The sequence below is a fragment of the Desulfofarcimen acetoxidans DSM 771 genome (assembly GCF_000024205.1).
GTDB lineage: Bacteria > Bacillota > Desulfotomaculia > Desulfotomaculales > Desulfofarciminaceae > Desulfofarcimen > Desulfofarcimen acetoxidans.
This window is the reverse complement of record NC_013216.1, coordinates 3308485-3335248: the sequence shown is the minus strand read 5'-3', so window position 1 is coordinate 3335248 and position 26764 is coordinate 3308485. Positions and strand designations below refer to the sequence as shown.

Sequence of the window (26764 nt, the reverse complement as noted above, 5' to 3'; positions counted from 1 at the left end):
CAGCACCACATTTAACAGTGATAAGAAAGCATTAAAATTCCCGGACCTTGAAACAATTGTCAATGGCTTTCTGCATTGTGAGAAACGCAAAATAGATACTTAAGCACATGCGTATCCACTATATACGTGGAATAATGACGACGCAAATCCGGATTGCAGGAGATACATCCTGCAATCCCATTATTAACCACAGATCAAAGATGATAATCACCTGCCGCTTCCGGCTGATACAAAATCTTTTTTATGTGTATTTTTGAAGTTCCGGACGGGACTTCCCATTCAATGGTGTTTCCTTCCTTATATCCGAGAATAGCAGTGCCTATAGGAGAGAAAATTGATAACTTCATCGCACCCAAGTCTGCATCTTCTGGATATACCAATGAAACCTCTATGTCTTCATCATTAAGTTGCAGCAGCGCCTTTGAGTTCATGGTAATAACGTCTCGGGGAACCTGCTGTGAATCAACTATTATTGCTCTATAAAGCTCGTTCTCGAGTTTTTTAACAGATTTATCAGATGCTTGATTACCCTCAGGCATTTTATCCAGTATTTTTTTTATTCTTTCTCTATCAATATTTGTAATATAAATATCGGTAGACATGGCATGTACTCCTTTCAACAGATTCAAATAATGCTCTATACTTCTTCATCTTTTAACCATTTGATAAGGGTTATTGTATTTTCTCTTGATATTTCGGAATATAAAAAATAAAAGGCTCTTTCATTTTTTACTACGTCCTGTCGTAAGAAATAAAAGCCCTTCATAGAGTAAAACATTATGACGGTTCTTTTAATTATATTATATTACTATTTTTAAGTGTATCTTATTGGCCAATATAAGTCAAGCTATAAAAAACATTCCGTAAACCCACGTGCTCATTCCGTGGATGAAAGGAGCGGCCGCCCGGTAGGGCGACAAGTATATATACAAACACTTCCCCTACTGTATAATTGAATCATGGAAAGAAAAACAAACCATTTACTGTTCAGTAATTAATTCTTTTAATTTAATTTTTTCGTATCACTCCCGCTTTTTCTGGTTTTTTAAATTCTTTATTATTTCATAATTACTTTTAAGTCTTTCATCATTCGGACTCATTTCCAGCGCAATTTGTGCATATTCCAACGATGCACCAGTCAAACCCAAATAATAGCAAGCCAGGGCTCCCAGGTCATATATAGTATAGTCCCAGCACCAAGCATCATTTATATAGGTTGATCGCTCCTTAATTTTCAAGGCCTCCATTACCATATGGTAAATTCCGGCCCAATCCTTATCTTCATACATAAGCTTAGCCATTTCAACATAAGGCTCTCTTAAATAAGGAGTTTCAGCTATTGCTTTATAAAGCCAGCTTTTTGCTTCTATGTAATTGACTTGTGCTTTGAATGCGCGTGCAATAAATCTCATAGAAGCACTTCTTTCCTCTTTCCAACATGAATTCGGAAGTGAAAGGTGTTTTTTTAGGTTTTCAATACATTCATTCCACATGCCGGCAAACATATACTCCCTACCCAGATAATGATAATTTCTGGGATCTTCCGGCCTCTCTGCCACAGCCAACTCAAGCAAGGTAAGATAGGAGCTTCTGTCCTTGCTGCTATCGGGATAATGGAGAAGCCGTACATAAGGGCACCAGACAAATTTTTCAACCCCATCGCCAATAAAGCTAAGGCATTCGTGGACTGGATTAACCCATTTATATCCTTGCCTGGAATGTATCCTGTCGTAATGAAATGTTACACCGGGTGTACCATCAGGGCAGAAGCTCCATGCATAGTAATAATTCGCCCTTGTGGCTCCTTCAATCCATGATTTTTCAAGGTTTTCGCGCCAGCCAGCCTCAAAGACTTCATCAAGATCCGTACTGACACATATATCCACATCTCCGGGGATTTGCTCAAGGCATGAATTTCTTGCTTTATCAAATCTCCATGGTTTAATAACATTAATGTAAACAGTAACGCCTCTTTGCCTGAGCTTTTCCACAGTGTTATCTGTAGAGCCGGTATCGGTTACAATGATTATGTCGGCTTCACACATTGAATCTACCCATCTATCTACAAACTTCTCCTCATTTTTACATATTGCATACACACATACTTTTAACTTATTCACTGGTCATCCCACTTCCAAATTGAATAATTAATAAACAATCCTTATTTCGTTATTCTTTCTTTAATAATTTTAAGATTATGCTCAAGCCTTTCGTCATGGGGATTCATACCTGAAGCAATTCTTGCAAGTTCATAGGCTTTTTCAAACATCCCGATCCAATAGCATGCAATTGAGCCCAGATCGTATATAGTATTATCCCAACTCGATTCTTCAACAAGGTAGGAAAAGGGTTCATCCTTTATTTTTAGTGTCTCTTCAAGCATAAGATATACAAGCAGCCAATCCTTCAATTCATAGCCCAAACGTGCCATATCAACATAGGGTTCCCTAACTGTCGGACACTCTGCAATGGCTTTGTAAAGCCATTTTTTTGTTTCAGCCAAATCTCTTTTTGTGTTATATGACCTTGTTATATATCTCATTGAAGCGCAGCGTTCCCGATAGAATTATCCCTCTATACCTTATTCATATTATGCTTATCTTCTTGTTTATGATTAGCTGTAAAATTTAGGATCCGGATCCGGCAGCAATGCCGGATCCGGATTTTTGGTGTTTTGTTTTCACATAAAGTTCTTTACTTAGATCAGGTAATTGCTGCACCTGCACTTGCCTATTCTGTCACAGTATTAATAAGATCCAGACCGGTAGCTGTTGCTGAAAATACCAATAATAAACGGGTTTCCTGTGTTATCGGTATTGACAATTCGGTTGTAATACTATGGCTGGTGCTACCTAGTGAAATTGTACCCGTAAGGGCCGGAGCCAATGTTACAACAGCACCCGGAACTGGGCTGAAAGTATTATTAGGTGTTGTAGAACTATACAATTGTGCCGTGATGGTTATAGTTGTTCCAGTAAGACTCAGCAATATAGTATTACTAAAGTATGCTGTAATTGATGTTATGGTTCCAGACCGAGGAGCCGAAAAGGCAAAATTAATTAACGGACCTGTAACTCCACCCGTAAGATCTATTGTTTCACCAGAAATAGTGATGCCGGTAGCAGAACTTACAAATCCCACGATACTTGCAGTACCAACCAGCCCAAGTGCAATGGTAGTCATTACAATGGGACCTCCGGATGCAAATGGAATTATAGCACCAGTACCTGCTGTACCTGTGGGGGTGTTTATAATAGGAAATTGCAAAATAGGCTCATTTAATTACTTAATTGAACAATAGTTAAAGAGCGATTCATATAACCCAAAGCAGGAAAATCTGTAATAATACTTACTCCTACTTCATCTCCTGCTGTTAAGGATGATTGAACGGCAAACGTTGAACTACTTCTATTAGATATCTTGAAAAAAGTGGTAGTATCGCCAAAAATAGGTGCACCATTGACAGTGATAATAGCATTTAAATATGGTTGATCTGGATCTGGATTAACAGTGGCTTCAGCATTAATAGATATCGTTATTTGATAAATTCCGTTTTCTCCTACTACTAATTCATTACCCGATAGACTAACCGTGATGGTATCTGATAAAGGTCCAACAATATTAAATGGTACGGGTGTGAATGTTGCACCAGGTGTCTCTACACTGTTTCCTCTTAAAGATCCAAAAGCCAAAACGACTTCCCCAGTTGCGCCAGTCGGACCTGTGGGACCGGTTGCACCGTCTGCACCTGCAGTACCAGTCGGACCTGTGGGGCCAGTTGCGCCGTCTGCACCCGCAGTGCCAGTCGGACCTGTGGGACCGGTTGCACCATCTGCACCTGCAGTGCCAGTCGGACCTGTGGGGCCGGTTGCACCGTCTACACCTGTTGTACCAGTTGGGCCAGTGGGACCGGTTGTACCATCTGCACCAGCAGTGCCAGTTGGACCTGTGGGGCCGGTTGCGCCGTCTGCTCCTGCAGTACCGGTCGGGCCTGTGGGGCCGGTTGCGCCATCTGCACCAGCAGTGCCGGTCGGGCCAGTGGGGCCGGTTGCGCCGTCTGCACCAGCAGTGCCGGTCGGACCCGTGGGGCCGGTTGCGCCGTCTACACCAGCAGTACCAGTCGGACCTGTGGGGCCGGTTGCACCGTCTGCACCAGCAGTGCCAGTCGGGCCAGTGGGGCCGGTTGCGCCATCTGCACCAGCAGTGCCGGTCGGACCTGTGGGGCCGGTTGTACCGTCTGCACCTGCAGTACCTGTCGGGCCTGTGGGGCCGGTTGCACCGTCTACACCTGCTGTACCAGTTGGGCCAGTGGGACCGGTTGCGCCGTCTGCACCTGCAGTGCCAGTCGGACCTGTGGGGCCGGTTGCGCCGTCTGCACCAGCAGTACCAGTAGGACCTGTGGGGCCGGTTGCGCCGTCTGCACCAGCAGTGCCGGTCGGACCAGTGGGGCCGGTTGCGCCGTCTACACCTGCAGTGCCGGTCGGACCTGTGGGGCCGGTTGCGCCATCTGCACCAGCAGTGCCAGTAGGACCTGTGGGGCCGGTTGCGCCATCTGCACCAGCAGTGCCAGTAGGACCTGTGGGGCCGGTTGCACCGTCTGCACCAGCAGTACCAGTAGGACCTGTGGGGCCGGTTGCACCATCTGCACCTGCAGTACCAGTTGGGCCAGTGGGACCGGTTGCACCGGTTGCACCGTCTGCACCAGCAGTACCAGTAGGACCTGTGGGACCGGTTGCACCGTCTGCACCAGCAGTACCAGTAGGACCTGTGGGGCCGGTTGCGCCGTCTGCACCAGCAGTGCCAGTCGGGCCTGTGGGGCCGGTTGCACCGTCTGCACCAGCAGTACCAGTAGGACCTGTGGGACCGGTTGCACCGTCTGCACCAGCAGTGCCAGTTGGACCTGTGGGACCGGTTGCACCGTCTGCTCCTGCAGTACCAGTCGGACCTGTGGGGCCGGTTGCACCGTCTGTTCCTGCTGTACCAGTTGGACCTGTGGGGCCGGTTGCGCCGTCTGCACCAGCAGTACCAGTAGGACCTGTGGGGCCGGTTGCACCGTTTGTTCCAGCAGTACCAGTAGGACCTGTGGGGCCGGTTGCGCCGTCTGCACCAGAAGTGCCAGTCGGACCCGTGGGGCCGGTTGCACCGTCTACTCCTGCAGTACCTGTAGGACCTGTGGGACCAGTTGCGCCATTTGTACCAGCAGTGCCGGTGGGACCTGTGGGACCGGTTGTGCCGTCTGCACCAGCAGTACCAGTAGGACCTGTGGGACCAGTTGCGCCATTTGTACCAGCAGTGCCGGTGGGACCTGTGGGACCGGTTGCGCCATCTGTACCAGCAGTGCCAGTGGGACCTGTGGGACCGGTTGCACCATCTGCACCAGCAGTGCCAGTCGGACCCGTGGGGCCTGTTGCACCGTCTACTCCTGCAGTACCGGTAGGACCTGTGGGACCGGTTGCGCCATCTGTACCAGCAGTGCCAGTCGGACCTGTGGGACCGGTTGCGCCGTCTGCACCAGCAGTGCCAGTCGGGCCTGTGGGGCCGGTTGCACCGTCTGTTCCTGCGGTACCTGTAGGACCTGTGGGGCCGGTTGCACCGTCTACTCCCGCAGTGCCCGTGGGACCTGTAGGGCCGGTTGCGCCATCTGCACCCGCAGTACCAGTAGGACCTGTGGGGCCGGTTGCACCGTCTGCTCCTGCAGTGCCGGTCGGACCAGTTGGGCCGGTTGCACCATCTGCACCCGCAGTACCGGTCGGACCAGTTGGGCCGGTTGCGCCGTCTGCACCCGCAGTACCTGTCGGGCCTGTGGGGCCTGTTGCACCGTCTACTCCTGCAGTACCGGTGGGACCTGTGGGACCGGTTGCGCCATCTGCACCCGCAGTACCAGTAGGACCTGTGGGGCCGGTTGCACCGTCTGCTCCTGCAGTGCCGGTCGGACCAGTTGGGCCGGTTGCGCCGTCTGCACCCGCAGTACCTGTCGGGCCTGTGGGACCAGTTGCGCCGTCTGCAGCAGCAGTGCCAGTCGGGCCTGTGGGGCCGGTTGCACCGTCTGTTCCTGTGGTACCAGTAGGACCTGTGGGACCGGTTGCACCGTCTACTCCCGCAGTGCCCGTGGGACCTGTAGGGCCGGTTGCACCATCTGAACCAGAAGTGCCGGTAGGACCCGTGGGGCCTGTTGCACCGTCTACTCCTGCAGTACCGGTAGGACCTGTGGGACCGGTTGCACCATCTGCACCCGCAGTACCGGTCGGACCAGTTGGGCCGGTTGCGCCGTCTGCACCCGCAGTACCTGTCGGGCCTGTGGGGCCGGTTGCGCCATCTGCACCTGCAGTGCCAGTGGGACCTGTGGGGCCGGTTGCGCCATCTGCACCTGCAGTACCAGTCGGGCCTGTGGGGCCGGTTGCACCGTCTGCTCCTGCAGTGCCAGTCGGACCCGTGGGACCGGTTGCGCCGTCTGCTCCTGCAGTACCGGTCGGGCCCGTGGGACCGGTTGCGCCGTCTGCTCCTGCAGTACCGGTCGGGCCAGTGGGACCGGTTGCACCGTCTGCTCCTGCAGTACCGGTAGGACCAGTGGGGCCGGTTGCTCCGTCTGCACCCGCAGTACCTGTCGGGCCTGTGGGGCCGGTTGCACCATCTGAACCAGAAGTGCCGGTAGGACCCGTGGGGCCGGTTGCACCGTCTACTCCTGCAGTACCGGTAGGACCTGTGGGACCAGTTGTGCCATCTGCACCAGAAGTGCCGGTGGGACCTGTGGGACCGGTTGCACCATCTGCACCAGAAGTGCCAGTAGGACCTGTGGGGCCTGTTGCACCGTCTACTCCTGCAGTACCGGTGGGACCTGTGGGACCGGTTGCGCCATCTGTACCAGTGGGACCGGTTGCGCCATTTGCACCCGCAGTACCTGTCGGGCCTGTGGGGCCGGTTGCACCGTCTGTTCCTGCAGTACCGGTGGGACCTGTGGGGCCGGTTGCACCGTCTGTTCCTGCGGTACCTGTAGGACCTGTGGGACCGGTTGCACCAGTGCCCGTGGGACCTGTAGGGCCGATTGCGCCATCTGCACCCGCAGTACCCGTAGGACCTGTGGGGCCGGTTGCGCCATTTGCACCCGCAGTACCTGTCGGGCCTGTGGGGCCGGTTGCGCCATTTGCACCCGCAATGCCAGTCGGGCCTGTGGGGCCGGTTGTACCGTCTGCACCCGCAGTACCGGTCGGACCAGTGGGGCCGGTTGCGCCGCTTGTACCTGCTATACCAGTTGGACCTGTGGGACCGGTTGCACCTGTTGTGCCTGCAGTGCCTGTAGGACCCGTGGGGCCAGTTGCTCCTGTTGCACTGCCAGTTGGACCTGTGGGGCCGGTTGCGCCAGTGCCTGTAGGACCAGTTGCGCCTGTGGGACCGGTTGCTCCTGTTTTACCTGTTTTGCCAGTCGGGCCTGTGGGACCGGTTTTACCGGTTTTACCTGTTTTACCATGCGGACCAGTCGGACCTGTGGGGCCAACAATATTAAATCGGTATATTATAATTAGTTGTGGTCTACTCATTGCCTCGTCATTAGAACTTGAAAAGGCTACAAGACCTTTATTACCCTCTTTTCCTGTTAGTGCAATACCATAATTGGGAAATTGCAGATCTATCCAGCCTCGTACCAATTCACTTATGTTTACTTCGACTAATCGGCCTATTTGATGGCAGTCAACATTAAATACAATTGATGTTGGTATATATGAGGGAGAAGTGTCCCATGTAACTGTATCCGTATCAAAACTAGATAATATCCTGTTTACCTTTATTTCAACATTATCTGCTAGATCAGTATCATCAACATTAAGCCTTAAATAAGCACGAATAAACTCACTCCCTGCAGGAATCTGGGGAATGTCAAATTTTATCAAACTAGTATATATTTTTTTGCAGCCCCCGAAACCTGCAATAAGACATTTTTTTTTGGAAAAGTTACTATTTGGAGATGATTTTTTAATATAAGTGTCTCCAGTTGGCATTATCAATATAGAGGACATAGAAATCAAACCTTTCCTCGGTAATAGTCTATAATATTAAGATGTCTTATATTTTGTTACCAAAAAACACCATTTAAGGGAAGTATTCTTGTCCAGAAGCAGAAAGGAACAGCAATACGAGATAAAACAAAAAATGCTCTTTGTAACTATCACAGTTACAAAGAGCAGGTGTTTAACTCAAGTTTGACATCCTAGTGCGACAAGGCTTAAGTATACAACCAATCGGTTACAATGATTATGTCGGCTTCACGCATTAAATCTATCCATCTATCTATAAACTTCTACTCATTTTTACATGTTGCATACACGCATACCTTTAACTTATTCACTGGTCATCCCACTTCCAAATTGAATAATTAATAAACAATTTTTATTTCGTTATTCTTTCTTTAATAATTTTAAGATTATGCTCAAGCCTTTCGTCATGGGGATTCATACCTGAAGCAATTCTTGCAAGCTCATAGGCTTTTTCAAACATCCCGATCCAATAGCATGCAATTGAGCCCAGATCGTATATAGTATTATCCCAACTAGATTCTTCAATAAGGTATGAAAAGGGTTTATCTTTTATTTTTAGTGTCTCTTCAAGCATAAGATATACAAGCGGCCAATCCTTCAATTCATAGCCCAAACGTGCCATATCAACATAGGGTTCCCTAACTGTCGGACACTCTGCAATGGCTTTGTAAAGCCATTTTTTTGCTTCAGCCAAATCTCCTTTTGTGTTATATGACCTTGCTATATATCTCATTGAAGCGCAGCGTTCCTGATCCCATACGGCACTGGATAATGAAAGGTGTTCCTTCAATGTTTTTATACACTTGTCATATTGCCCATAGAACATATATTCTCTGCCAAGCCAGAATACTGTGCTGCTATCATTGGGATTTTCGTTTCTGGAAAGTTCAAGCAAAGACAGATACTGGCTCCTGGATTTAGCCGGATCAGGGAAATGATTTAGATGAATTGCGGGAGCATATGCATATATTTCCGGCTTTTCATCATAATATTGCAATATCTCATGAATTGGGTGCACCCACCGATATCCTCGTCTGCCATGTATTTTTTCATACCAGTAAGTAGCGCCGCGCGAGCCGTCTTCGTTAAACTTCCAAGTGTACATGTATCTAAGCCTTGTAGTTTCCGGTGTCCACACATTTTCCAGCCTTTCTCTCCATCCGGCTTCCAAAACTTCATCCAGATCCGTACAGACACAGATATCCATATCGAAAGGTACAAAGGCCAGTGATATATTTCTTGCGACATCAAATCTCCATGGATCAAGATTTATACTATTAACTACTGCACCCCGGGATTTCAGCTTTTTTACCGTACCGTCGGATGAACCGGTGTCGCAAACAGCGATCATATCTGCTTCATTCATGGAGTCAATCCACCTGTCAACAAACTGTTCTTCGTTTTTACAAATTGAATAGACGCATACCTTATATTTATTCATATAGCCAATCCGTCCTTTTGGGCGAGCTCAAATATCCTGGATAAGAATCCATCAAAATTTTTGCCCCAGCAATTCGGAATATAATGGTAATCTGTTATTTCATTAGATTGTTTTTGTGCCTCTTTCAAAGTGAAATAAGACTCTACGTTTCTTCCTAACTGATGTAGGTAATTCGCTTTTTCAAAATAGGGTTCCCGTCTGCCCGGCATGCATAAAATATAATTGTTTAGGTTTAATATAGCCAGTTCCTGTTTGTTTTGATTTTTATACAGGTTATATTTCATTTTATATAAATAGCCTTTGTCGGAATTCTTTAACTTAAATGCTTTATCAATAGCCTCCATGGCATCCTCAAATCTGCCTGCCATCATATACTCATTCGCCAAAAAACTCCATGTCTTCCAAACATCAGGTCTTTCCCTGACCGATTGTTCAAGCAATGGGAAATAAAATGCTCTTGATTTTTTATTTTCGGGTTGATGATATACCCAGAAATCATCCATCCAGCAAATTTTTTCTTCAGACTTATACTCTAGTATTTCATGCACCGGCAGCTTCCAACAATAACCACATCTTACATGTATTCTATCATGCCAATGCGCAGAGAAACTATTATTAGCCCAAATTGTTTTAAATTTATGATAACATCGAGTATATTTAAAATCCCATCTTAAATCTAAAACCTCTCTCCAGTTTTCCATTAAGTATTCGTCAATATCAAGGGATATACAAATATCCATATTTTTACTTACCAGAGACAACGCAGTATTGCGTGCATCATCAAATCTCCATGGTGAAACAAATATTTTAAAGGTTTTAAGATTAATATCAGGATTTTTTTCTTTGAGAGAATTAATTATAGTATTAGTATTATCGTCTGAACCTGTGTCACAAAGGACAATTTCATCAGCATCTTTTACTGAATTTAAAAACCTTTCTATAAAGTTTTCTTCATTTTTGTAAATTCCATAAACTGCATATGCGGTTTTATTTGCATTCAGTATATCCCATTTTGTGTGTAGTTTTGGATTATAGCCTATATATACTCCAATCTCATTTTCAATATAAAAAAGTGCTATACAGTCAAAGGAGGAAAGGACTTCATCGTGGCTCCAGTCATCTTTTACATGTTTTTCGTAAGGATTTCCCATGTATTCATCCTGAGGATAATAATTAATCGGTATGCTTATAAGTACATACTCACTAAACTCCAATAACTTATAGTAAACTTTTATTGCTTCTTCTTTAGTCATATGTTCGAGAATATCACCCATAAGGGTTATTCCATATGTCTTTTGAGGAATAAAATCTCTAATATCCTCTTTAATAATATTATGATATTTGCTGGAAAGAGAGTATTTTTCAATGTAAGGTTCCCATATCTCAAGTCCGATGAATTCAGTAGTTGGTAATTGGGGCCGTAACATGGTACAGTAAATACCTGCGCCCGCACCAACATCTAATATGGAGTTATTGCTGCATCTCGCAATCAGACGCTTAATTATTCTTTCTGACCACACTTTTCCTGAAGAAGAGCTATACGGCATAGAATTATCCCTCTATATCTTATTCATATTATATTTACCTTCTTGTTTATGGTTAGCTATGAAATTTCGGATCCGAACCCGGCAGCAATGCCGGATTCGGATCCTTGGTGTTTTATTTTCACATAAAGTTTTTTACTTAGATCAGGTAATTGCTGCACCTGCACTTGCATATCCTGTCACAGTATTAATAAGATCCAGACCGGTAGCTGTTGCTGAAAATACCAATAATAAACGGGTTTCCTGTGTTACCGGTATTGACAATCCGGTTGTAACACCATGGCTGATGTCACCGAGTGAAATTGTACCTGTAAGGGACGGAGCCAGTGTTACAACGGCACCCGGAACTGGGCTGAAAGTATTATCAGGTGTTGTAGAACTATACAATTGTGCCGTGATGGTTATAGTTGTTCCAAGAAGACTCAGCGATATAGTAGTACTAAAGTATGCTGCAATTGATGTTATGGTTCCAGACCGAGGAGCCGAAAACGCGAAATTAATTAGCGGACCTGCAACTCCACCTGTAAGATCTATTGTTCCACCAGAAATAGTGATACCGGTAGCAGAACTTCCAAATCCTACGATACTTGTAGTGCCAACCAGACCAAGTGCAATGGTAGTCATTTCAATGGGACCTCCAGATGCAAATGGAATTATAGCACCAGTACCTGCAATACCAGTCGGACCCGTGGGGCCGGTTGCACCGTCTGCACCCGCAGTGCCTGTAGGACCTGTGGGGCCGGTTGCGCCATCTGCTCCTGCAGTACCAGTTGGGCCTGTGGGGCCGGTTGCGCCATCTGCTCCTGCAGTACCAGTTGGGCCTGTGGGGCCGGTTGCGCCATCTGCTCCTGCAGTACCTGTCGGGCCTGTGGGACCGGTTGCACCATCTGCACCAGCAGTGCCGGTCGGGCCTGTGGGGCCGGTTGCGCCGTCTGCACCAGCAGTGCCGGTCGGGCCTGTGGGACCGGTTGCGCCATCTGCACCAGCAGCGCCAGTGGGACCTGTGGGGCCGGTTGCACCGTCTGCTCCTGCAGTACCAGTGGGACCTGTGGGACCGGTTGCACCGTCTGCACCAGCAGTGCCAGTCGGACCTGTGGGGCCGGTTGCGCCGTCTGTTCCTGCAGTACCAGTCGGACCCGTGGGACCGGTTGCGCCGTCTGCACCGGCAGTACCGGTAGGACCCGTGGGGCCAGTTGCACCGTCTACTCCCGCAGTGCCAGTAGGACCTGTGGGGCCGGTTGCGCCGTCTGCACCAGCAGCGCCGGTCGGGCCTGTGGGACCGGTTGCACCGTCTGCACCAGCAGTGCCGGTTGGGCCTGTGGGGCCGGTTGCGCCGTCTGTACCAGCAGTGCCAGTGGGACCCGTGGGGCCGGTTGCACCGTCTGTTCCTGCTGTACCAGTGGGACCTGTGGGACCGGTTGCACCGTCTGCACCCGCAGTGCCAGTGGGACCCGTGGGACCGGTTGCGCCATCTGCACCAGCAGCGCCAGTGGGACCTGTGGGGCCGGTTGCGCCATCTGCACCAGCAGCGCCAGTGGGACCTGTGGGGCCGGTTGCACCATCTGCACCAGCAGTGCCAGTGGGACCCGTGGGGCCGGTTGCACCGTCTGTACCTGCAGTACCAGTCGGACCTGTGGGACCGGTTGCACCGTCTGTACCTGCAGTACCGGTAGGACCCGTGGGGCCAGTTGCACCGTCTACTCCCGCAGTGCCGGTTGGGCCTGTGGGGCCGGTTGCGCCGTCTGTACCAGCAGTGCCAGTGGGACCCGTGGGGCCGGTTGCACCGTCTGTTCCTGCTGTACCAGTCGGACCTGTGGGACCGGTTGCGCCATCTGCACCAGCAGCGCCAGTGGGACCTGTGGGGCCGGTTGCGCCATCTGCACCAGCAGCGCCAGTGGGACCTGTGGGGCCGGTTGCACCATCTGCACCAGCAGTGCCAGTGGGACCCGTGGGGCCGGTTGCACCGTCTGTACCTGCAGTACCAGTCGGACCTGTGGGACCGGTTGCACCGTCTGTACCTGCAGTACCGGTAGGACCCGTGGGGCCAGTTGCACCGTCTACTCCCGCAGTGCCGGTTGGGCCTGTGGGGCCGGTTGCGCCGTCTGTACCAGCAGTGCCAGTGGGACCCGTGGGGCCGGTTGCACCGTCTGTTCCTGCTGTACCAGTCGGACCTGTGGGACCGGTTGCACCGTCTGCACCAGCAGTGCCAGTGGGACCCGTGGGACCGGTTGCGCCATCTGCTCCAGCAGTACCGGTAGGACCTGTGGGGCCGGTTGCACCATCTGCACCAGCAGTGCCAGTGGGACCCGTGGGGCCGGTTGCACCGTCTGTACCTGCAGTACCAGTCGGACCTGTGGGACCGGTTGCACCGTCTGTACCTGCAGTACCAGTCGGACCTGTGGGACCGGTTGCGCCGTCTGCACCAGCAGTGCCAGTGGGACCTGTGGGGCCGGTTGCACCATCTGCACCAGCAGTGCCAGTGGGACCCGTGGGGCCGGTTGCACCGTCTGTACCTGCAGTACCAGTCGGACCTGTGGGACCGGTTGCACCGTCTGCACCAGCAGTGCCAGTGGGACCCGTGGGACCGGTTGCACCGTCTACTCCCGCAGTGCCAGTAGGACCTGTGGGGCCGGTTGCACCGTCTACTCCCGCAGTGCCAGTAGGACCTGTGGGGCCGGTTGCGCCATCTGCACCAGCAGTGCCAGTCGGGCCTGTGGGACCGGTTGCACCGTCTGCACCCGCAGTGCCGGTAGGACCTGTGGGGCCGGTTGCACCGTCTGTTCCTGCAGTACCAGTCGGACCTGTGGGGCCGGTTGCACCGTCTGCACCAGCAGTGCCAGTGGGACCCGTGGGACCGGTTGCACCGTCTACTCCCGCAGTGCCAGTAGGACCTGTGGGGCCGGTTGCACCGTCTACTCCCGCAGTGCCAGTAGGACCTGTGGGGCCGGTTGCGCCATCTGTACCAGCAGTGCCAGTCGGGCCTGTGGGACCGGTTGCACCGTCTGCACCCGCAGTGCCGGTAGGACCTGTGGGGCCGGTTGCACCGTCTGTTCCTGTAGTACCAGTTGGACCTGTGGGGCCGGTTGCACCGTCTGCACCAGCAGTGCCAGTGGGACCCGTGGGACCGGTTGCGCCATCTGCACCTGCAGTACCGGTCGGGCCTGTGGGACCGGTTGCGCCATCTGCACCAGCAGCGCCAGTGGGACCTGTGGGGCCGGTTGCACCGTCTGCTCCTGCAGTACCAGTGGGACCTGTGGGACCGGTTGCACCGTCTGCACCAGCAGTACCAGTGGGACCTGTGGGGCCGGTTGCACCATCTGCACCAGCAATGCCGGTCGGGCCTGTGGGGCCGGTTGCGCCGTCTACTCCTGCAGTACCGGTAGGACCTGTGGGACCGGTTGCGCCATCTGTGCCAGCAGTGCCCGTGGGACCTGTTGGGCCGGTTGCACCATCTGCACCAGAAGTGCCGGTAGGACCCGTGGGGCCGGTTGCACCGTCTACTCCTGCAGTACCGGTAGGACCTGTGGGACCGGTTGCGCCGTCTGCACCAGCAGTGCCAGTCGGGCCTGTGGGACCAGTTGCACCGTCTGCACCAGCAGTACCAGTGGGACCTGTGGGGCCGGTTGCACCGTCTGTTCCTGCAGTACCAGTCGGACCTGTGGGGCCGGTTGAACCGTCTGCACCAGCAGTACCAGTAGGACCTGTGGGACCAGTTGCTCCTGTTGCACTGCCAGTAGGACCTGTGGGACCGGTTGCGCCGTCTGCACCAGCAGTGCCAGTGGGACCTGTGGGGCCGGTTGCGCCGTCTGTACCAGCAGTGCCCGTGGGACCTGTGGGGCCGGTTGCACCATCTGCACCTGCAGTGCCAGTGGGACCCGTGGGGCCTGTTGCACCGTCTACTCCTGCAGTACCGGTAGGACCTGTGGGACCGGTTGCGCCATCTGTACCAGCAGTGCCGGTGGGACCTGTGGGACCGGTTGCACCATCTGCACCAGCAGTGCCAGTAGGACCTGTGGGGCCTGTTGTACCGTCTGCACCAGCAGTGCCAGTCGGGCCTGTGGGACCGGTTGCACCGTCTGCTCCTGCAGTACCGGTAGGACCTGTGGGACCAGTTGCGCCATCTGTACCAGCAGTGCCAGTGGGACCTGTGGGACCAGTTGCGCCATCTGTACCAGCAGTGCCAGTGGGACCTGTGGGGCCGGTTGCGCCGTTTGCACCAGCAGTGCCAGTCGGGCCTGTGGGACCAGTTGCACCGTCTACTCCAGCAGTGCCCGTGGGGCCTGTGGGGCCGGTTGCACCGTCTGCTCCTGCAGTACCGGTAGGACCTGTGGGACCGGTTGCGCCATCTGCACCAGCAGTGCCAGTGGGACCTGTGGGGCCGGTTGCACCGTCTACTCCAGCAGTGCCCGTGGGGCCTGTGGGGCCGGTTGCGCCGTCTGCACCAGCAGTGCCGGTGGGACCTGTGGGACCTGTGGGACCGGTTGCACCATCTGCACCAGAAGTGCCAGTAGGACCTGTGGGGCCTGTTGTACCGTCTGCACCAGCAGTGCCAGTCGGGCCTGTGGGACCGGTTGCACCGTCTGCACCAGCAGTACCAGTGGGACCTGTGGGGCCGGTTGTACCGTCTGCACCAGCAATGCCAGTCGGACCTGTGGGACCAGTTGCTCCTGTTGCACTGCCAGTAGGACCTGTGGGACCGGTTGCGCCGTCTGTACCAGCAGTGCCAGTGGGACCTGTGGGGCCGGTTGCGCCGTCTGCTCCAGCAGTGCCAGTCGGGCCTGTGGGGCCGGTTGCACCGTCTACTCCAGCAGTACCAGTCGGACCTGTGGGGCCGGTTGCGCCGTCTGCACCAGCAGTGCCAGTCGGGCCTGTGGGACCAGTTGCACCGTCTACTCCAGCAGTACCAGTCGGACCTGTGGGGCCGGTTGCGCCGTCTGCACCAGCAGTGCCAGTCGGGCCTGTGGGACCAGTTGCACCGTCTGCACCAGCAGTACCAGTGGGACCTGTGGGGCCGGTTGCGCCGTCTGCACCAGCAGTGCCAGTCGGGCCTGTGGGGCCTGTTGCGCCGTCTGCACCAGCAGTGCCAGTCGGGCCTGTGGGACCGGTTGTGCCATCTGCACCAGCAGTGCCAGTGGGACCTGTGGGGCCGGTTGCACCGTCTGTTCCTGCTGTACCAGTGGGACCTGTGGGGCCGGTTGCGCCATCTGCACCAGCAGTGCCGGTCGGACCCGTGGGGCCGGTTGCGCCTGTTGTACCCGCAGTGCCAGTAGGACCTGTGGGACCGGTTGCTCCTGTTTTACCTGTTTTACCAGTCGGGCCTGTGGGACCGGTTGCTCCTGTTTTACCTGTTTTGCCAGTCGGGCCTGTGGGGCCAGTTGCTCCTTTTTTACCATGCGGACCAGTCGGACCTGTGGGGCCAACAATATGAAATCGGTATATTATAATTAGTTGTGGTCTACTCACTGCTTCGTCATTAGAACTTGAAAAGGCTACAAGACCTTTATTATCTTCTTTTCCTGTTAGTGCAATACCATAATTAGGAAATTGCAGATCTATCCAGCCTCGTACCAATTCACTTATGTCTACTTCGACTAATCGGCCTACTTGATGGCAGTCAACATTAAATACAATTGATGTTGGTATATATGAGGGAGAAGTGTCCCATGTAACTGTATCCGTATCAAAACTAGATAGTATCCTGTTTACCCTTATTTCAACATCATCTGCTAGATCAGTATCATCAACATTAAGCCTTAAATAAGCACGAATAAACTCACTCCCTGCAGGCATCCGAGGGATATCAAATTTTAGCAAACTAGTATATATTTTTTTACAGCCCCCAAAACCTGCAATAAGACATTTTTTTTGGAAAAGTTACTATTTGGAGATGATTTTTTGATATAAGTGTCTCCAGTTGGCATTATCAATATAGAGGACATAGAAATCAAACCTTTCCTCGGTAATAGTCTATAATATTAAGATATCTTGTATTTTGTTACCAAAAAACACCATTTAAAGGAAATATTCTTGTCCAGAAGCAGAAAGGAACAGCAATACTAGATAAAACAAAAAATGCTCTTTGCAACTATCACAGTTACAAAGAGCAGGTATTTAACTCAAGTTTGACACCCTAGTAGAAAGATTCCTTAATATCAATAAGGTTTGTCCATTCCTATATGACCTGTAAATAAAGAGTTTTTATCTTGATTTATTGTAATGATATTTATGAATCACTGTGCTAGCGCGATAAGGCTTAAGTATACAACCAATCATTTAGGCTTTAAGCAACTTTCCCTCGTATGTCCAACGAAAGGGTTTTTCTAAAATATCACTTGGGCTCTACACCTAAAAATATCGTAAATAAATATATATGTTTGCAATAATAATGGAAATTACCATTAACGGAAATCCGATTAATAAAAATCGCATAAAAGAGATTTTGCATCCCTGTTGTGCAGCCAGCCCTGCTACAATTAGATTAGCACTTGAACCAATTAAACTACCATTACCGCCTAGGCAAGCTCCTAATGATAAACTCCACCAAAGTGTTTCCATATTGCTAACGCCTCTGCTCCCTATATCCTGAATTAAAGGAATCATTGTTGCAACAAAGGGGATATTATCTATAAAAGCAGAAGCAACTGCGCTTAGCCATATAATGAGTGTAGATGTAATTAAGGTATCTCCTCCTGTAAATTTAATCGCTAACCGTGCTAAGTATCCAATAATACCGGTATCAATAAGGCCACCCACAAGAACGAATAGACCGATAAAGAAAAACAATGTGGACCATTCCACTTTATAAAAAGCATGTTCTAAATCATAATCAGTCTTGCTCGTAAATAATAAAAGTATAAAGGCTCCACTTAGAGCTATAGTTGCAGACTCTAAATCAAAAATTTGATGACTAAAGAAGCCTAAAATCGTCAATCCTAATACAATAAAACAAGTTTTTAGTAATTTCCTATCCTTGATCTCTTCAATTTCATCTAATATCATTAGTGAGGCTTTTAATTCATCGGTTGTTCTAATTTTCTTGCGATAAAATACAATAAGTATTGCTATTGTGACAAGTAAAATAAGAGTTGATATTAGGGCTAAGTTGTTGATGAAATCCATAAATGATAGCTCTTGTACCACACTTCCAATCATAATATTAGGAGGATCTCCGATAAGTGTGGATGTTCCACCTATGTTTGAGGCTAAAATTTGCGTTATTAAATATGGCTCCGGATTAATTTTTAATTTGCGAGTTATTGTGAATGTTATGGGGACCATCAATAACACAGTTGTTACATTATCTAAAAAAGCAGAAAAAACCGCAGTAATTAAGCCTAAATAAATTAAAATCTTGATTGGATCTCCTTTTGCTTTTTTTGCCGCGGCAATAGCTATATAGGAAAATATGCCTGTTTTACCGGTTATTGCAACAATAATCATCATACCTGCTAACAAACCTAATGTATTAAAGTCAATATGATGCAATGCAGATTCCTGGGTAACGATTCCTAAAGCAATCATCATAAGGCCACCAATCATGGCAATAATCGTACGATTTATTTTTTCTGCTATGATTAACGCGTATGCAATCAAGAATATCCCACCTGCTAAAGCTGCTTGCTGTTCCATTTTTATTCCCCCTCAATGTCTGGTCTTGTAATATAAATTTATCCCCAAAAACAAAAAGAAGCCTTGTTGTGCCAGGCTCCACCTCAAATAAACAATTTATAAAAACTAATTGAATCTTAACATAATTATTAATAACAAGCAATAATGAGTGATTTATTTTCAAAATGCCTAGTCCAAAACCCTCGTCTTTAGGTGAACAGCTTTAACTGGCAGCCATTTAGTATAATCACTAAAATCACAGTTCGAAAACTTGACTATTGGAGAAAAAGTATTATATACTGTGTTTTGGTAAATTACATAGATAATATTGCAGGGGGGAGTCTGTAAAAAGGATTCCTCTTGCCTGTTATGGGGGAGGTTATTGTTCTGAATGATTTAGCATTTTGGGGCTCTATTGTAGTTTTTATTATTACCTACGCTATAATAATTTCTGAAAAGATTCATCGTATGGTCATTGCTATGGCTGGTGGATTAGTCATGGTTTTATTAGGATTTATAAGTCAAGAAACAGCTGTTAAAGAAGACATTGATTTTAATACTCTTGGCCTTTTAATAGGCATGATGATATTAGTTGCAATAACTCGGCGAACAGGTGTTTTTGAAGCCATTGCAGTGTGGGCCGCATTGCTCACAAAAGGTAAACCGCTGCGACTTCTCGCATTACTCTCAATAATAACCGCATTTGCTTCTGCTTTTCTAGATAACGTTACAACCGTTTTGTTAATTGTTCCTGTGACAATTACATTAACCGATAAATTGCAAATTAATCCTACCCCTTATTTGATTTCAGAAATTATTGCATCGAATATAGGTGGTACAGCAACCTTAATTGGTGACCCGCCGAATATTATGATTGGTAGCATTGCGGGACTTAGTTTTAACGACTTTATAATTCATTTAGCCCCTGTTGCATTTCTTATTTTATTGATTACTATAGGTTTATTGCTTTTCATCTATCGAAAGGATCTACAAGTCGATGAGAAAAGCCGTAAAGCTCTTTTAAAATTAAATTATAAAGACGAAATAAAAGACTGGCAATTGCTGAAAAAATCACTTTGGGTTCTCGGTCTAACGATTATAGGATTTTCATTGCATGGGGTTTTTCACCTTGAATCAGCCGTAATTGCCCTATCTGGAGCCATCTTATTGATAATTCTCAGTAGTGAAGAACCGGAAGATATTTTGCTGCATGTTGAATGGCCAACCATTTTCTTCTTCACTGGATTATTTGTTCTTGTAGGCGGCTTAAAGGCAACAGGAGTAATTGGAGAGCTGGCAAGTTGGAGTCTAGCCATAACAGATGGAAATATTATGAAAACATCTCTGCTTATATTATGGGTGTCAGCAATCGCATCTGCTTTTATTGACAATATTCCATTCGTTGCCACTATGATACCTATGCTGCAGGAAATGGGGCGACTGTCTGGCTTAAATCTAGAACCAGTGTGGTGGTCTCTTGCTCTTGGCGCTTGTCTTGGAGGAAATGGAACTCTAATCGGAGCTTCAGCGAATGTTATTGTCGCGGGAATTGCTGAAAAAAACGGAATTAGTCTATCCTTCAGACAATTCATGAAGATATCATTTCCGCTAATGATAATTTCTATAATTATATCCAATATTTACATTTATTTTCGCTACTTCTAAATCTTATGTGGAGTATTTTAAAAAAAGGATTTATAGATTAATAAAACTATTAGTTAATAGGGAGGTGATGAGACTCCCTTTTTTGTTATTAAAATTAGGTATCTAAGGACAATATAGTTAATGACAAAAGGGGGTGACAAGCATATTGGAAGAGAATAAACTGCAATATTATGTTATTTCTAAGGAGTTTTCCGACTATACCGATCCGGCTGCTATTAATTTATATAAACGGCTCATGGTTAAATGTTTAGCAGCTGAATTGAAAAATAGAGGAAAACTACGATAATGCTTTTTTTCTGTTAATAACCAGTGAAGGCCATCTAGTGTTGCCCCCTCAGAATAAAACTACCAAGTATGAGCATATCATTCCACAATTAGTGGCGCTGGAACAGAGCACGGATATTGAGGGAGTGCTGGTGATTTTAAATACTGTTGGGGGAGATGTTGAGGCAGGTTTGGCCATAGCTGAAATGGTTTCCGGTTTATCCAAGCCTACTGTATCTGTGGTCCTGGGTGGGGGACATTCAATAGGAGTGCCTATCGCTACCAGCAGTTCCTATTCATTTATCGCCGAAACCGCCAGTATGACCATCCACCCGATCAGATTAAACGGTCTGGTTATCGGCGTTCCTCAAACCTATGAATACCTGGATAAGATGCAGGATCGGGTAGTTAGGTTTGTTACACAGCATTCTCACTGCACTGAAGAAAAATTTAGAGAATTAATGTTTCGCACTGGTGAGTTGGCCCGTGATATAGGCACTGTTTTGATCGGTAAAGAAGCTGTGGATGTTGGTCTAATCAATGAAGTAGGCGGTGTAGGCAAAGCGGTGTATAAACTCAATCGTTTGATAGAAGAACGCAGGCAGCGGGAAGAGGTGCCCTTGCAATGATTTTATATACTCCAATGCAGTTGGAACTGGTTTTTGAAGGTTTGGAACCACGGCAGGAATCTGATTATAAAGAAGTGGTTTACAAGGGGATTCCTTTACAGGTCAATGCCGGTGGAGAGGTGGTGCGTATTTTAAGCACCAATCCTTACGATTTCCTGCGCTTGGATATTTCCCCCGGGGCAAGGATAAATCTTAATAAACAGTTCTAAATACTATTTCCCTGTGCTATAATACTTGGGGGTGTTGTTGTTGACAATAACTGTTTGGCAGGCACTTATCATGGGTATAGTGCAGGGACTGGGTGAGTTTTTACCCATATCCAGTTCAGCACACTTGTATTTATTACCATGGCTTTTTAACTGGAAGGATCCGGGACTTACATTTGATATTGCTTTGCACATGGGAACGCTGATTGCTGTGGTGGCTTTTTTCTGGCAGGATTGGCTTGTGCTGGCCTGGAACGGTTTAACTTTGCAGAAAAATTATGAGGGTAGGTTGTTTTGGTATCTGTTACTGGCTACCATACCCGGAGCAGCTTTTGGCTTCTTTTTTGAAGAACAGGCGGAGACAGTGTTTCGCGACCCTTTGCTGGTAGGAATCATGCTAATTGTCATGGGGATAATTCTCTATGTTGTTGACGCCTATAGTGCAAGATGGAAGGAAATCGACCAGCTTAATTTACCTGACGCTTTACTGATTGGTATCTCCCAGGCTTTTGCTATAATCCCCGGGGTTTCCCGTTCGGGAATAACTATGACGGCAGCGCGTTTTCGGGGTATGACCGGAGAGGCGGCAGCTCGTTTTTCCTTTTTGCTTTCCACTCCGATTATTTTGGGTGCGGGTTTAGTTAAATTAAAGGATATGTCTTCGAGTGATGTTAACCTGGCTTTTGTGGTGGGAATTATATCCTCGGCCGTAATAGGTATCCTATCCATTAAGTTTTTGCTGCAATACCTGGCCAGTCGCAGCTTTGCCGTTTTTGCCTGGTACCGGTTTATTGTAGGGGCCTGTGTAATTGCACTTGTTTTAATCAGAGGTTAAAGAAAACAATAATTTGAGAAGGACTCTGACTTTTTTGTCAGGGTTCTTTTTTTTGAAGGAGAATGGTAATATTTGTAGTATATGTTAATGGAGAGGAGGTGAAGGCCGGTCGCCGGGCCGGTTAACAGTTGATAAAATTAAGAACTCGTATTAGATGCGAAATAGCGGGATTAGCCTCAATTTGTCTTGGTATTATTGCTGCATTATGTTTGCTGAATCCCACAGCGGGGGTAATAGCTTATTTGGTGGAAGCATTTCTTAAGGGCAGCCTGGGGGAAGCTCGATTTATGGTTCCTCTACTCTTTATTCTGTCGGGTTTAAAACTTTTGATTAAACCATTAAAGGGAAAAACACCCGCAAAAATATACGGGGCTGTTTTACTGCTGGTTGTTGTTTTAGCTTTCTGGCATTTGCCTCTGGCCGGCAAGAGTTATTTCCGGGCCGCTTTAAGCGGTGACGGGGGTGGTTTAATCGGAGCTGTTATGATTTTTTTAATAACCGAATCATTTGGTATGACAGGTTCTTATATAATTTTGGTTACCCTGTTTATTGTTGCGGTGTTGTTATTGACAAATGTTTCATTAGTCAGCATGCTGAAAGCGCTGCTTGAGAAAATTAAGTATTTTTTTAATAAAATTAAACTGGCTCTGAGAGATTTTTTGTATGAAGAGGTTGAGGAGGAAGCGTTAATAAAGATAGAACAGGTTAAAAGAGCGGTGCAAATAAATAACGGGCGGGATGCAATTATAGGTGATACCGGAAAAGAAACTAATCAAGGACAGGCAACTTACAGTATTTCGGCTAAAGAAGCCGGAGAAAGGGATTCGCTGAATGACAGTCATATGGAAGTAAGCCCGGCCCTGCATTTGGATTTTATTAATGTTGTAAGTGTGGAGGAGCAATCAAACGAAAAAAATTGTCAAACAGCAGAAGATTTGGCAGCAGGCGATGAGCCGGCCGTTGACCTTCATAGCGAACCGAGCGGTTATCAAATCCCACCGCTGCAGCTTTTACAACAGCCGCTTAAAGTAAAAAACAGTAAAACCAACAAAGATATCTCGCACAATATACAGGTCTTAGAAAAAACCCTGGCGAGTTTCGGAGTGAAGGCCCGTGTAACCATGGTTTCACGGGGACCGGCTTTGACCCGCTACGAGATTCAGCCCCCGGTTGGTATAAAGGTAAGCCGCATTATGAATTTAGCTGATGATATAGCTTTAAGCATGGCAGTGCCGGATGTGCGGATAGAAGCGCCGGTTCCCGGCAAGGCGGCTGTGGGCATAGAGGTACCCAACAAAGAGGTCTCGCGGGTATATTTGAGGGATCTGCTGGAAACCAGGGATTTTCAGCTTTCCAGCTCCTGTTTAACTGTCGTTTTAGGCAAAGATATTGCCGGCAGTCCTATTATTGCCGACCTGAGCAAGATGCCTCACCTGTTGATAGCGGGAGCTACCGGATCCGGTAAGAGTGTTTGCATGAATACGTTGATTGCCAGCATTCTTTTTAAGGCCTCCCCGGAGGAAGTTAAATTCTTGATTATTGATCCTAAAATGGTTGAATTGACTACCTATAACGGTATACCCCATCTTGTTTCTCCCGTGGTTACAGCTCCTAAAAAGGCGGCTACTGCCTTACGCTGGGCGGTTAGGGAGATGGAGCACCGTTACCGGCTTTTCGCAGCTGCCGGGGTAAAGGATATAGTTCGCTATAATAAGCTGCAAAACAATAAAAAGAGTCAAGGTGAGAACAAAACTTTGCACCTTGTGGTGATCTTAATTGATGAGCTGGCTGATTTGATGATGGTTGCCCCGGCTGATGTGGAGGATGCAGTTTGCCGGTTAGCCCAGATGGCCCGCGCGGCAGGCATGCATCTGGTAGTAGCAACTCAGAGGCCTTCCGTGGATGTGATAACCGGTTTGATTAAAGCTAATATTCCCTCCCGCATCTCTTTTGCTGTATCCTCACAGGTTGATTCCAGGACTATTCTGGATACGGGGGGAGCGGAGAAACTGCTGGGCAGGGGAGATATGCTTTTTTCACCTATTGGGGCGGCCAAGCCTTTGCGTGTGCAAGGTGCATATCTGTCCGATAAAGAGGTGGAAAACCTGGTTAATTATTTGAAACAGCAGGTTTTCCCTGTACAGGAGCAGGATGTGACTGGAGAACTTGAACCGGTTGAGACTGAGCAGGCACTGGATGATGAACTGCTGCCCAGAGCTGTGGAGATATTTATTGAGAGCGGCCAAGCGTCTATTTCTATGCTGCAGAGACGGCTTCGCATCGGTTATGCCAGAGCGGCCAGATTAATAGATATGATGGAGCAAAAGGGTATCGTTGGACAATTTGAAGGAAGTAAGCCCAGAGCAGTGCTGATTAATGAAGAAGAGTATCGGCAGATGTTTAATTGCCAATAAACCATTTTGACAGGTATTGTAGAATTATGATAAAATAATAAATTGAAATTAATAGTGTATAAATGAAATGGAAGTGTGTTGCCGGTGTATAAAAATATTACTATGGAGAAGGCACTGGAGGATACTGATAGTTTGCTGGTAGACGTGCGGTCTGAAGATGAATATAATGAAGATACTGTTCCCTTTGCGGTTAATATACCTCTTTTGAATAATGAAGAGCGGAATATGGTTGGTATTGTATATAAAAAGGAGGGACAGGATGAGGCCAGGCGCCTTGGTTTGCAGTTGGTAGCTCCTAAACTGCCGCAAATGGTCGACAGTTATGCCAGGCAGGCGGCAAATAAAAAGATAACTGTTTTTTGCTGGCGAGGGGGAGCCAGGAGTGAAGCCATAGCCTCACTGCTGGACGGACTGGGATTTAAAGTAAATAGAGTTTTGGGAGGCTATAAAGCTTACCGCCGCATGGTATTTAACTTTTTCGACCGGCCTTTGTTGCCCTTTAAAGCCGTTATTTTACACGGTCTGACCGGGGTAGGCAAAACAGATGTTATAACCGGTCTTAAAGCTCAGGGCATACCTGCTCTTGATCTGGAGGGATTGGCCGAGCACCGGGGATCTGTTTATGGGAAAATCGGTTTGCCGTCTTCCCCCAGCCAGAAAAAGTTTGAAAGCAGGATTTATGAGTTTTTTCGATGCAGCAGATCAGGTGTTTTTGTAGTTGAATGTGAGAGCCGTCGATTGGGTAAATTACTTTTACCGGAGTCGCTTATGTCAACCATGCAGCAGGGTTATAATCTTTTGCTTTATGCCAGCCTCCGGGAACGGGTGGAACGTATTGAAAAGGTTTATGCAAAGGACATGGAGCTAAACCTGGAAAATTTATATGAAGCGACAAATCATTTGACCAAACATCTGGGGAAGGGAAAAATCACGGAGTTGAATGAATTGCTGCAAGATAAGAAAATTAAAGAGTTTATCGGGTATTTATTAACAGAGTACTATGATCCCTTGTATAAATACCCTCAGGGCCCTTCAGACAAATATTTACTCTCGATTAATTCTGATAATATTAATGATGCTGTTATTGCAGTTAGGAGCTTTATGGCTAATTTGCCTGAAAATCAAAGCCTTGATCAAGAGGTGGGATAAATGGAAATTGGTGCTGTATTGAAGCGAGTCCGCGAAGAGAAGGGCTTAACACTGGAACAAGCTGAAGAAAGAACCAAGATTCGCCGGAAATATATTGAGGCTCTGGAAAATGAAAAATTTGAGGTGCTTCCGGGGCCTGTTTACGTAAAGGCGTTTATTAAAACCTATGCCAGGTATCTGGATTTAAACGGTGATTTGCTAGTAGAAGGACTGAATAAGGAGATGCCTGATCTGGCAAGTGATCCGGAGGTTGAACAGAACAAACCTGCCGTCCGGCAATTAAATCAGCGGGAAAAGCCTGTTCAGAGGAAAACTGACAGAAGGAAATTTAAATTTAACGCTAATAACATATTTGGCGGACCGGGTAATTATTTTAAACTGGCAGTGGGTGGACTGATAATTATCGGGTTGCTATGGGGAGTAACTTCCATAGTAAGCAGTCTCTCTCTGGTGGAAAAGCCTGAAACCGGCAAGCAGGTTCAGCAGGTGGAAGATAAGGACAAGGAGACAGACCAGAACGCAGATAAGAATGCGGATAATAACTCGGACCAGCAGAGTAAGCTGGAAGAATTGGCTTTAAAACTTAATGTTACCTCCGATAAAAGTTGGATCAGGGTAAAAGTCGACGGAGTTGTTGCTTTTGAAGGCACTCTTGAGGAAGGCCAGTCAAAGGACTTTACCGCACAGGATAATATGACGGTAAGGCTGGGCAACTCCGGTGCTGTGCAGATTTATGTTAATGGAAAGAATATGGGTTACGTGGGTGAAAAAGGAGAGCCAAAAGATTTTACTGTTGATAAGCAGTATTCAGGCATAGGAAAAACTGCACAGAATAATCCCACCTGAGATACCAGGTGGTTTTTTTTTGCAGGCTAGTACAAGTGCCTGTGGCTGTCTCGAAAGTCATTTAAGGCAACTTTCTTGTACTCTGGGAGATGCTTAAGATTCAAAATGATAAACTTACTGAAACTTTACTCTT

16 protein-coding genes and 1 pseudogene are annotated in these 26764 nt (G+C 47.8%); 8 read left to right on the top strand and 9 right to left on the bottom strand.

Annotated features, from left to right (window positions below):
- Nucleotides 1-194: 194 nt before the first annotated feature.
- The 9 genes from rnk to DTOX_RS15135 all read right to left on the bottom strand — a co-directional run bounded on the left by rnk (nt 195) and on the right by DTOX_RS15135 (nt 18644).
- Nucleotides 195-602: a nucleoside diphosphate kinase regulator gene (gene rnk / locus DTOX_RS15185; protein WP_015758571.1), complete on the bottom strand. Its 408-nt coding sequence runs from the start codon at nt 600-602 to the stop codon at nt 195-197.
- A gap of 420 nt (nt 603-1022) precedes the next feature.
- Nucleotides 1023-2120 (bottom strand): tetratricopeptide repeat-containing glycosyltransferase, encoded by a 1098-nt coding sequence (locus DTOX_RS15180; protein WP_015758570.1) that lies wholly within the window; start codon nt 2118-2120, stop codon nt 1023-1025.
- 41 nt (nt 2121-2161) lie between these two features.
- Nucleotides 2162-2503: a hypothetical protein gene (locus tag DTOX_RS15175; protein WP_174260365.1), complete on the bottom strand. Its 342-nt coding sequence runs from the start codon at nt 2501-2503 to the stop codon at nt 2162-2164.
- Between the two features lie 227 nt (nt 2504-2730).
- The gene (locus DTOX_RS22385) at nt 2731-3183 is read right to left on the bottom strand and encodes an exosporium glycoprotein BclB-related protein (protein WP_083773460.1); all 453 of its coding nucleotides are present in this window, start codon (nt 3181-3183) and stop codon (nt 2731-2733) included.
- Between the two features lie 95 nt (nt 3184-3278).
- Entirely contained in the window at nt 3279-8012 is a 4734-nt protein-coding gene (locus DTOX_RS25410; RefSeq protein ID WP_042315941.1) for a DNRLRE domain-containing protein, read from the bottom strand.
- Nucleotides 8013-8382: 370 nt separating this feature from the next.
- Nucleotides 8383-9471: a tetratricopeptide repeat-containing glycosyltransferase gene (locus DTOX_RS15160; protein WP_015758566.1), complete on the bottom strand. Its 1089-nt coding sequence runs from the start codon at nt 9469-9471 to the stop codon at nt 8383-8385.
- Entirely contained in the window at nt 9468-11018 is a 1551-nt protein-coding gene (locus DTOX_RS15155) for a glycosyltransferase (RefSeq protein WP_015758565.1), read from the bottom strand. The genes DTOX_RS15160 and DTOX_RS15155 overlap by 4 nt, the downstream gene beginning before the upstream one ends.
- 141 nt (nt 11019-11159) lie before the next feature.
- Nucleotides 11160-16805, bottom strand: coding sequence for a DNRLRE domain-containing protein (locus tag DTOX_RS24905; RefSeq protein WP_083773540.1), 5646 nt, complete (start codon nt 16803-16805; stop codon nt 11160-11162).
- 555 nt (nt 16806-17360) lie between these two features.
- A complete protein-coding gene (locus DTOX_RS15135) occupies nt 17361-18644 on the bottom strand; it encodes an ArsB/NhaD family transporter (protein WP_015758563.1) in 1284 nt (427 codons plus the stop codon).
- A 348-nt stretch (nt 18645-18992) separates the two neighbouring features.
- Here DTOX_RS15135 and DTOX_RS15130 point away from each other — a divergent pair, with 348 nt between their 5' ends.
- The 8 genes and pseudogenes from DTOX_RS15130 (at nt 18993) to DTOX_RS15100 (ending at nt 26631) form a co-directional block, all read left to right on the top strand.
- Nucleotides 18993-20288 (top strand): ArsB/NhaD family transporter, encoded by a 1296-nt coding sequence (locus tag DTOX_RS15130; protein WP_015758562.1) that lies wholly within the window; start codon nt 18993-18995, stop codon nt 20286-20288.
- Between the two features lie 145 nt (nt 20289-20433).
- Entirely contained in the window at nt 20434-20574 is a 141-nt protein-coding gene (locus DTOX_RS23125) for a hypothetical protein (RefSeq protein WP_015758561.1), read from the top strand.
- A gap of 25 nt (nt 20575-20599) precedes the next feature.
- Nucleotides 20600-21181: pseudogene (locus DTOX_RS15125) on the top strand (ClpP family protease); the annotation flags it as partial.
- Complete coding sequence (locus DTOX_RS15120) at nt 21178-21390, top strand: YlzJ-like family protein (protein WP_015758560.1); 213 nt, start codon at nt 21178-21180, stop codon at nt 21388-21390. The pseudogene DTOX_RS15125 and the gene DTOX_RS15120, both read left to right, overlap by 4 nt.
- Nucleotides 21391-21436: 46 nt before the next feature.
- Entirely contained in the window at nt 21437-22222 is a 786-nt protein-coding gene (uppP, locus tag DTOX_RS15115) for an undecaprenyl-diphosphatase UppP (protein WP_042317317.1), read from the top strand.
- Nucleotides 22223-22350: 128 nt separating this feature from the next.
- A complete protein-coding gene (locus tag DTOX_RS15110) occupies nt 22351-24636 on the top strand; it encodes an FtsK/SpoIIIE family DNA translocase (RefSeq protein WP_015758558.1) in 2286 nt (761 codons plus the stop codon).
- An 84-nt stretch (nt 24637-24720) separates the two neighbouring features.
- Nucleotides 24721-25785 (top strand): tRNA 2-selenouridine(34) synthase MnmH, encoded by a 1065-nt coding sequence (gene mnmH, locus DTOX_RS15105; RefSeq protein WP_015758557.1) that lies wholly within the window; start codon nt 24721-24723, stop codon nt 25783-25785.
- Entirely contained in the window at nt 25786-26631 is an 846-nt protein-coding gene (locus DTOX_RS15100) for a helix-turn-helix domain-containing protein (protein ID WP_015758556.1), read from the top strand. It abuts the gene before it with no gap.
- Nucleotides 26632-26764: the final 133 nt, after the last annotated feature.

Bases quoted from the DNA above. Each gene is read 5' to 3' on its own strand.
- rnk (WP_015758571.1), bottom strand. From the start codon at position 602: ATGTCTACCGATATTTATATTACAAATATTGATAGAGAAAGAATAAAA.
- DTOX_RS22385 (WP_083773460.1), bottom strand. From the start codon at position 3,183: ATGACTACCATTGCACTTGGGCTGGTTGGTACTGCAAGTATCGTGGGA.
- DTOX_RS25410 (WP_042315941.1), bottom strand. From the start codon at position 8,012: ATGTCCTCTATATTGATAATGCCAACTGGAGACACTTATATTAAAAAA.
- DTOX_RS15160 (WP_015758566.1), bottom strand. From the start codon at position 9,471: ATGAATAAATATAAGGTATGCGTCTATTCAATTTGTAAAAACGAAGAA.
- DTOX_RS15155 (WP_015758565.1), bottom strand. From the start codon at position 11,018: ATGCCGTATAGCTCTTCTTCAGGAAAAGTGTGGTCAGAAAGAATAATT.
- DTOX_RS24905 (WP_083773540.1), bottom strand. From the start codon at position 16,805: ATGCCTGCAGGGAGTGAGTTTATTCGTGCTTATTTAAGGCTTAATGTT.
- DTOX_RS15135 (WP_015758563.1), bottom strand. From the start codon at position 18,644: ATGGAACAGCAAGCAGCTTTAGCAGGTGGGATATTCTTGATTGCATAC.
- DTOX_RS15130 (WP_015758562.1), top strand. From the start codon at position 18,993: ATGGGGGAGGTTATTGTTCTGAATGATTTAGCATTTTGGGGCTCTATT.
- DTOX_RS15120 (WP_015758560.1), top strand. From the start codon at position 21,178: ATGATTTTATATACTCCAATGCAGTTGGAACTGGTTTTTGAAGGTTTG.
- DTOX_RS15100 (WP_015758556.1), top strand. From the start codon at position 25,786: ATGGAAATTGGTGCTGTATTGAAGCGAGTCCGCGAAGAGAAGGGCTTA.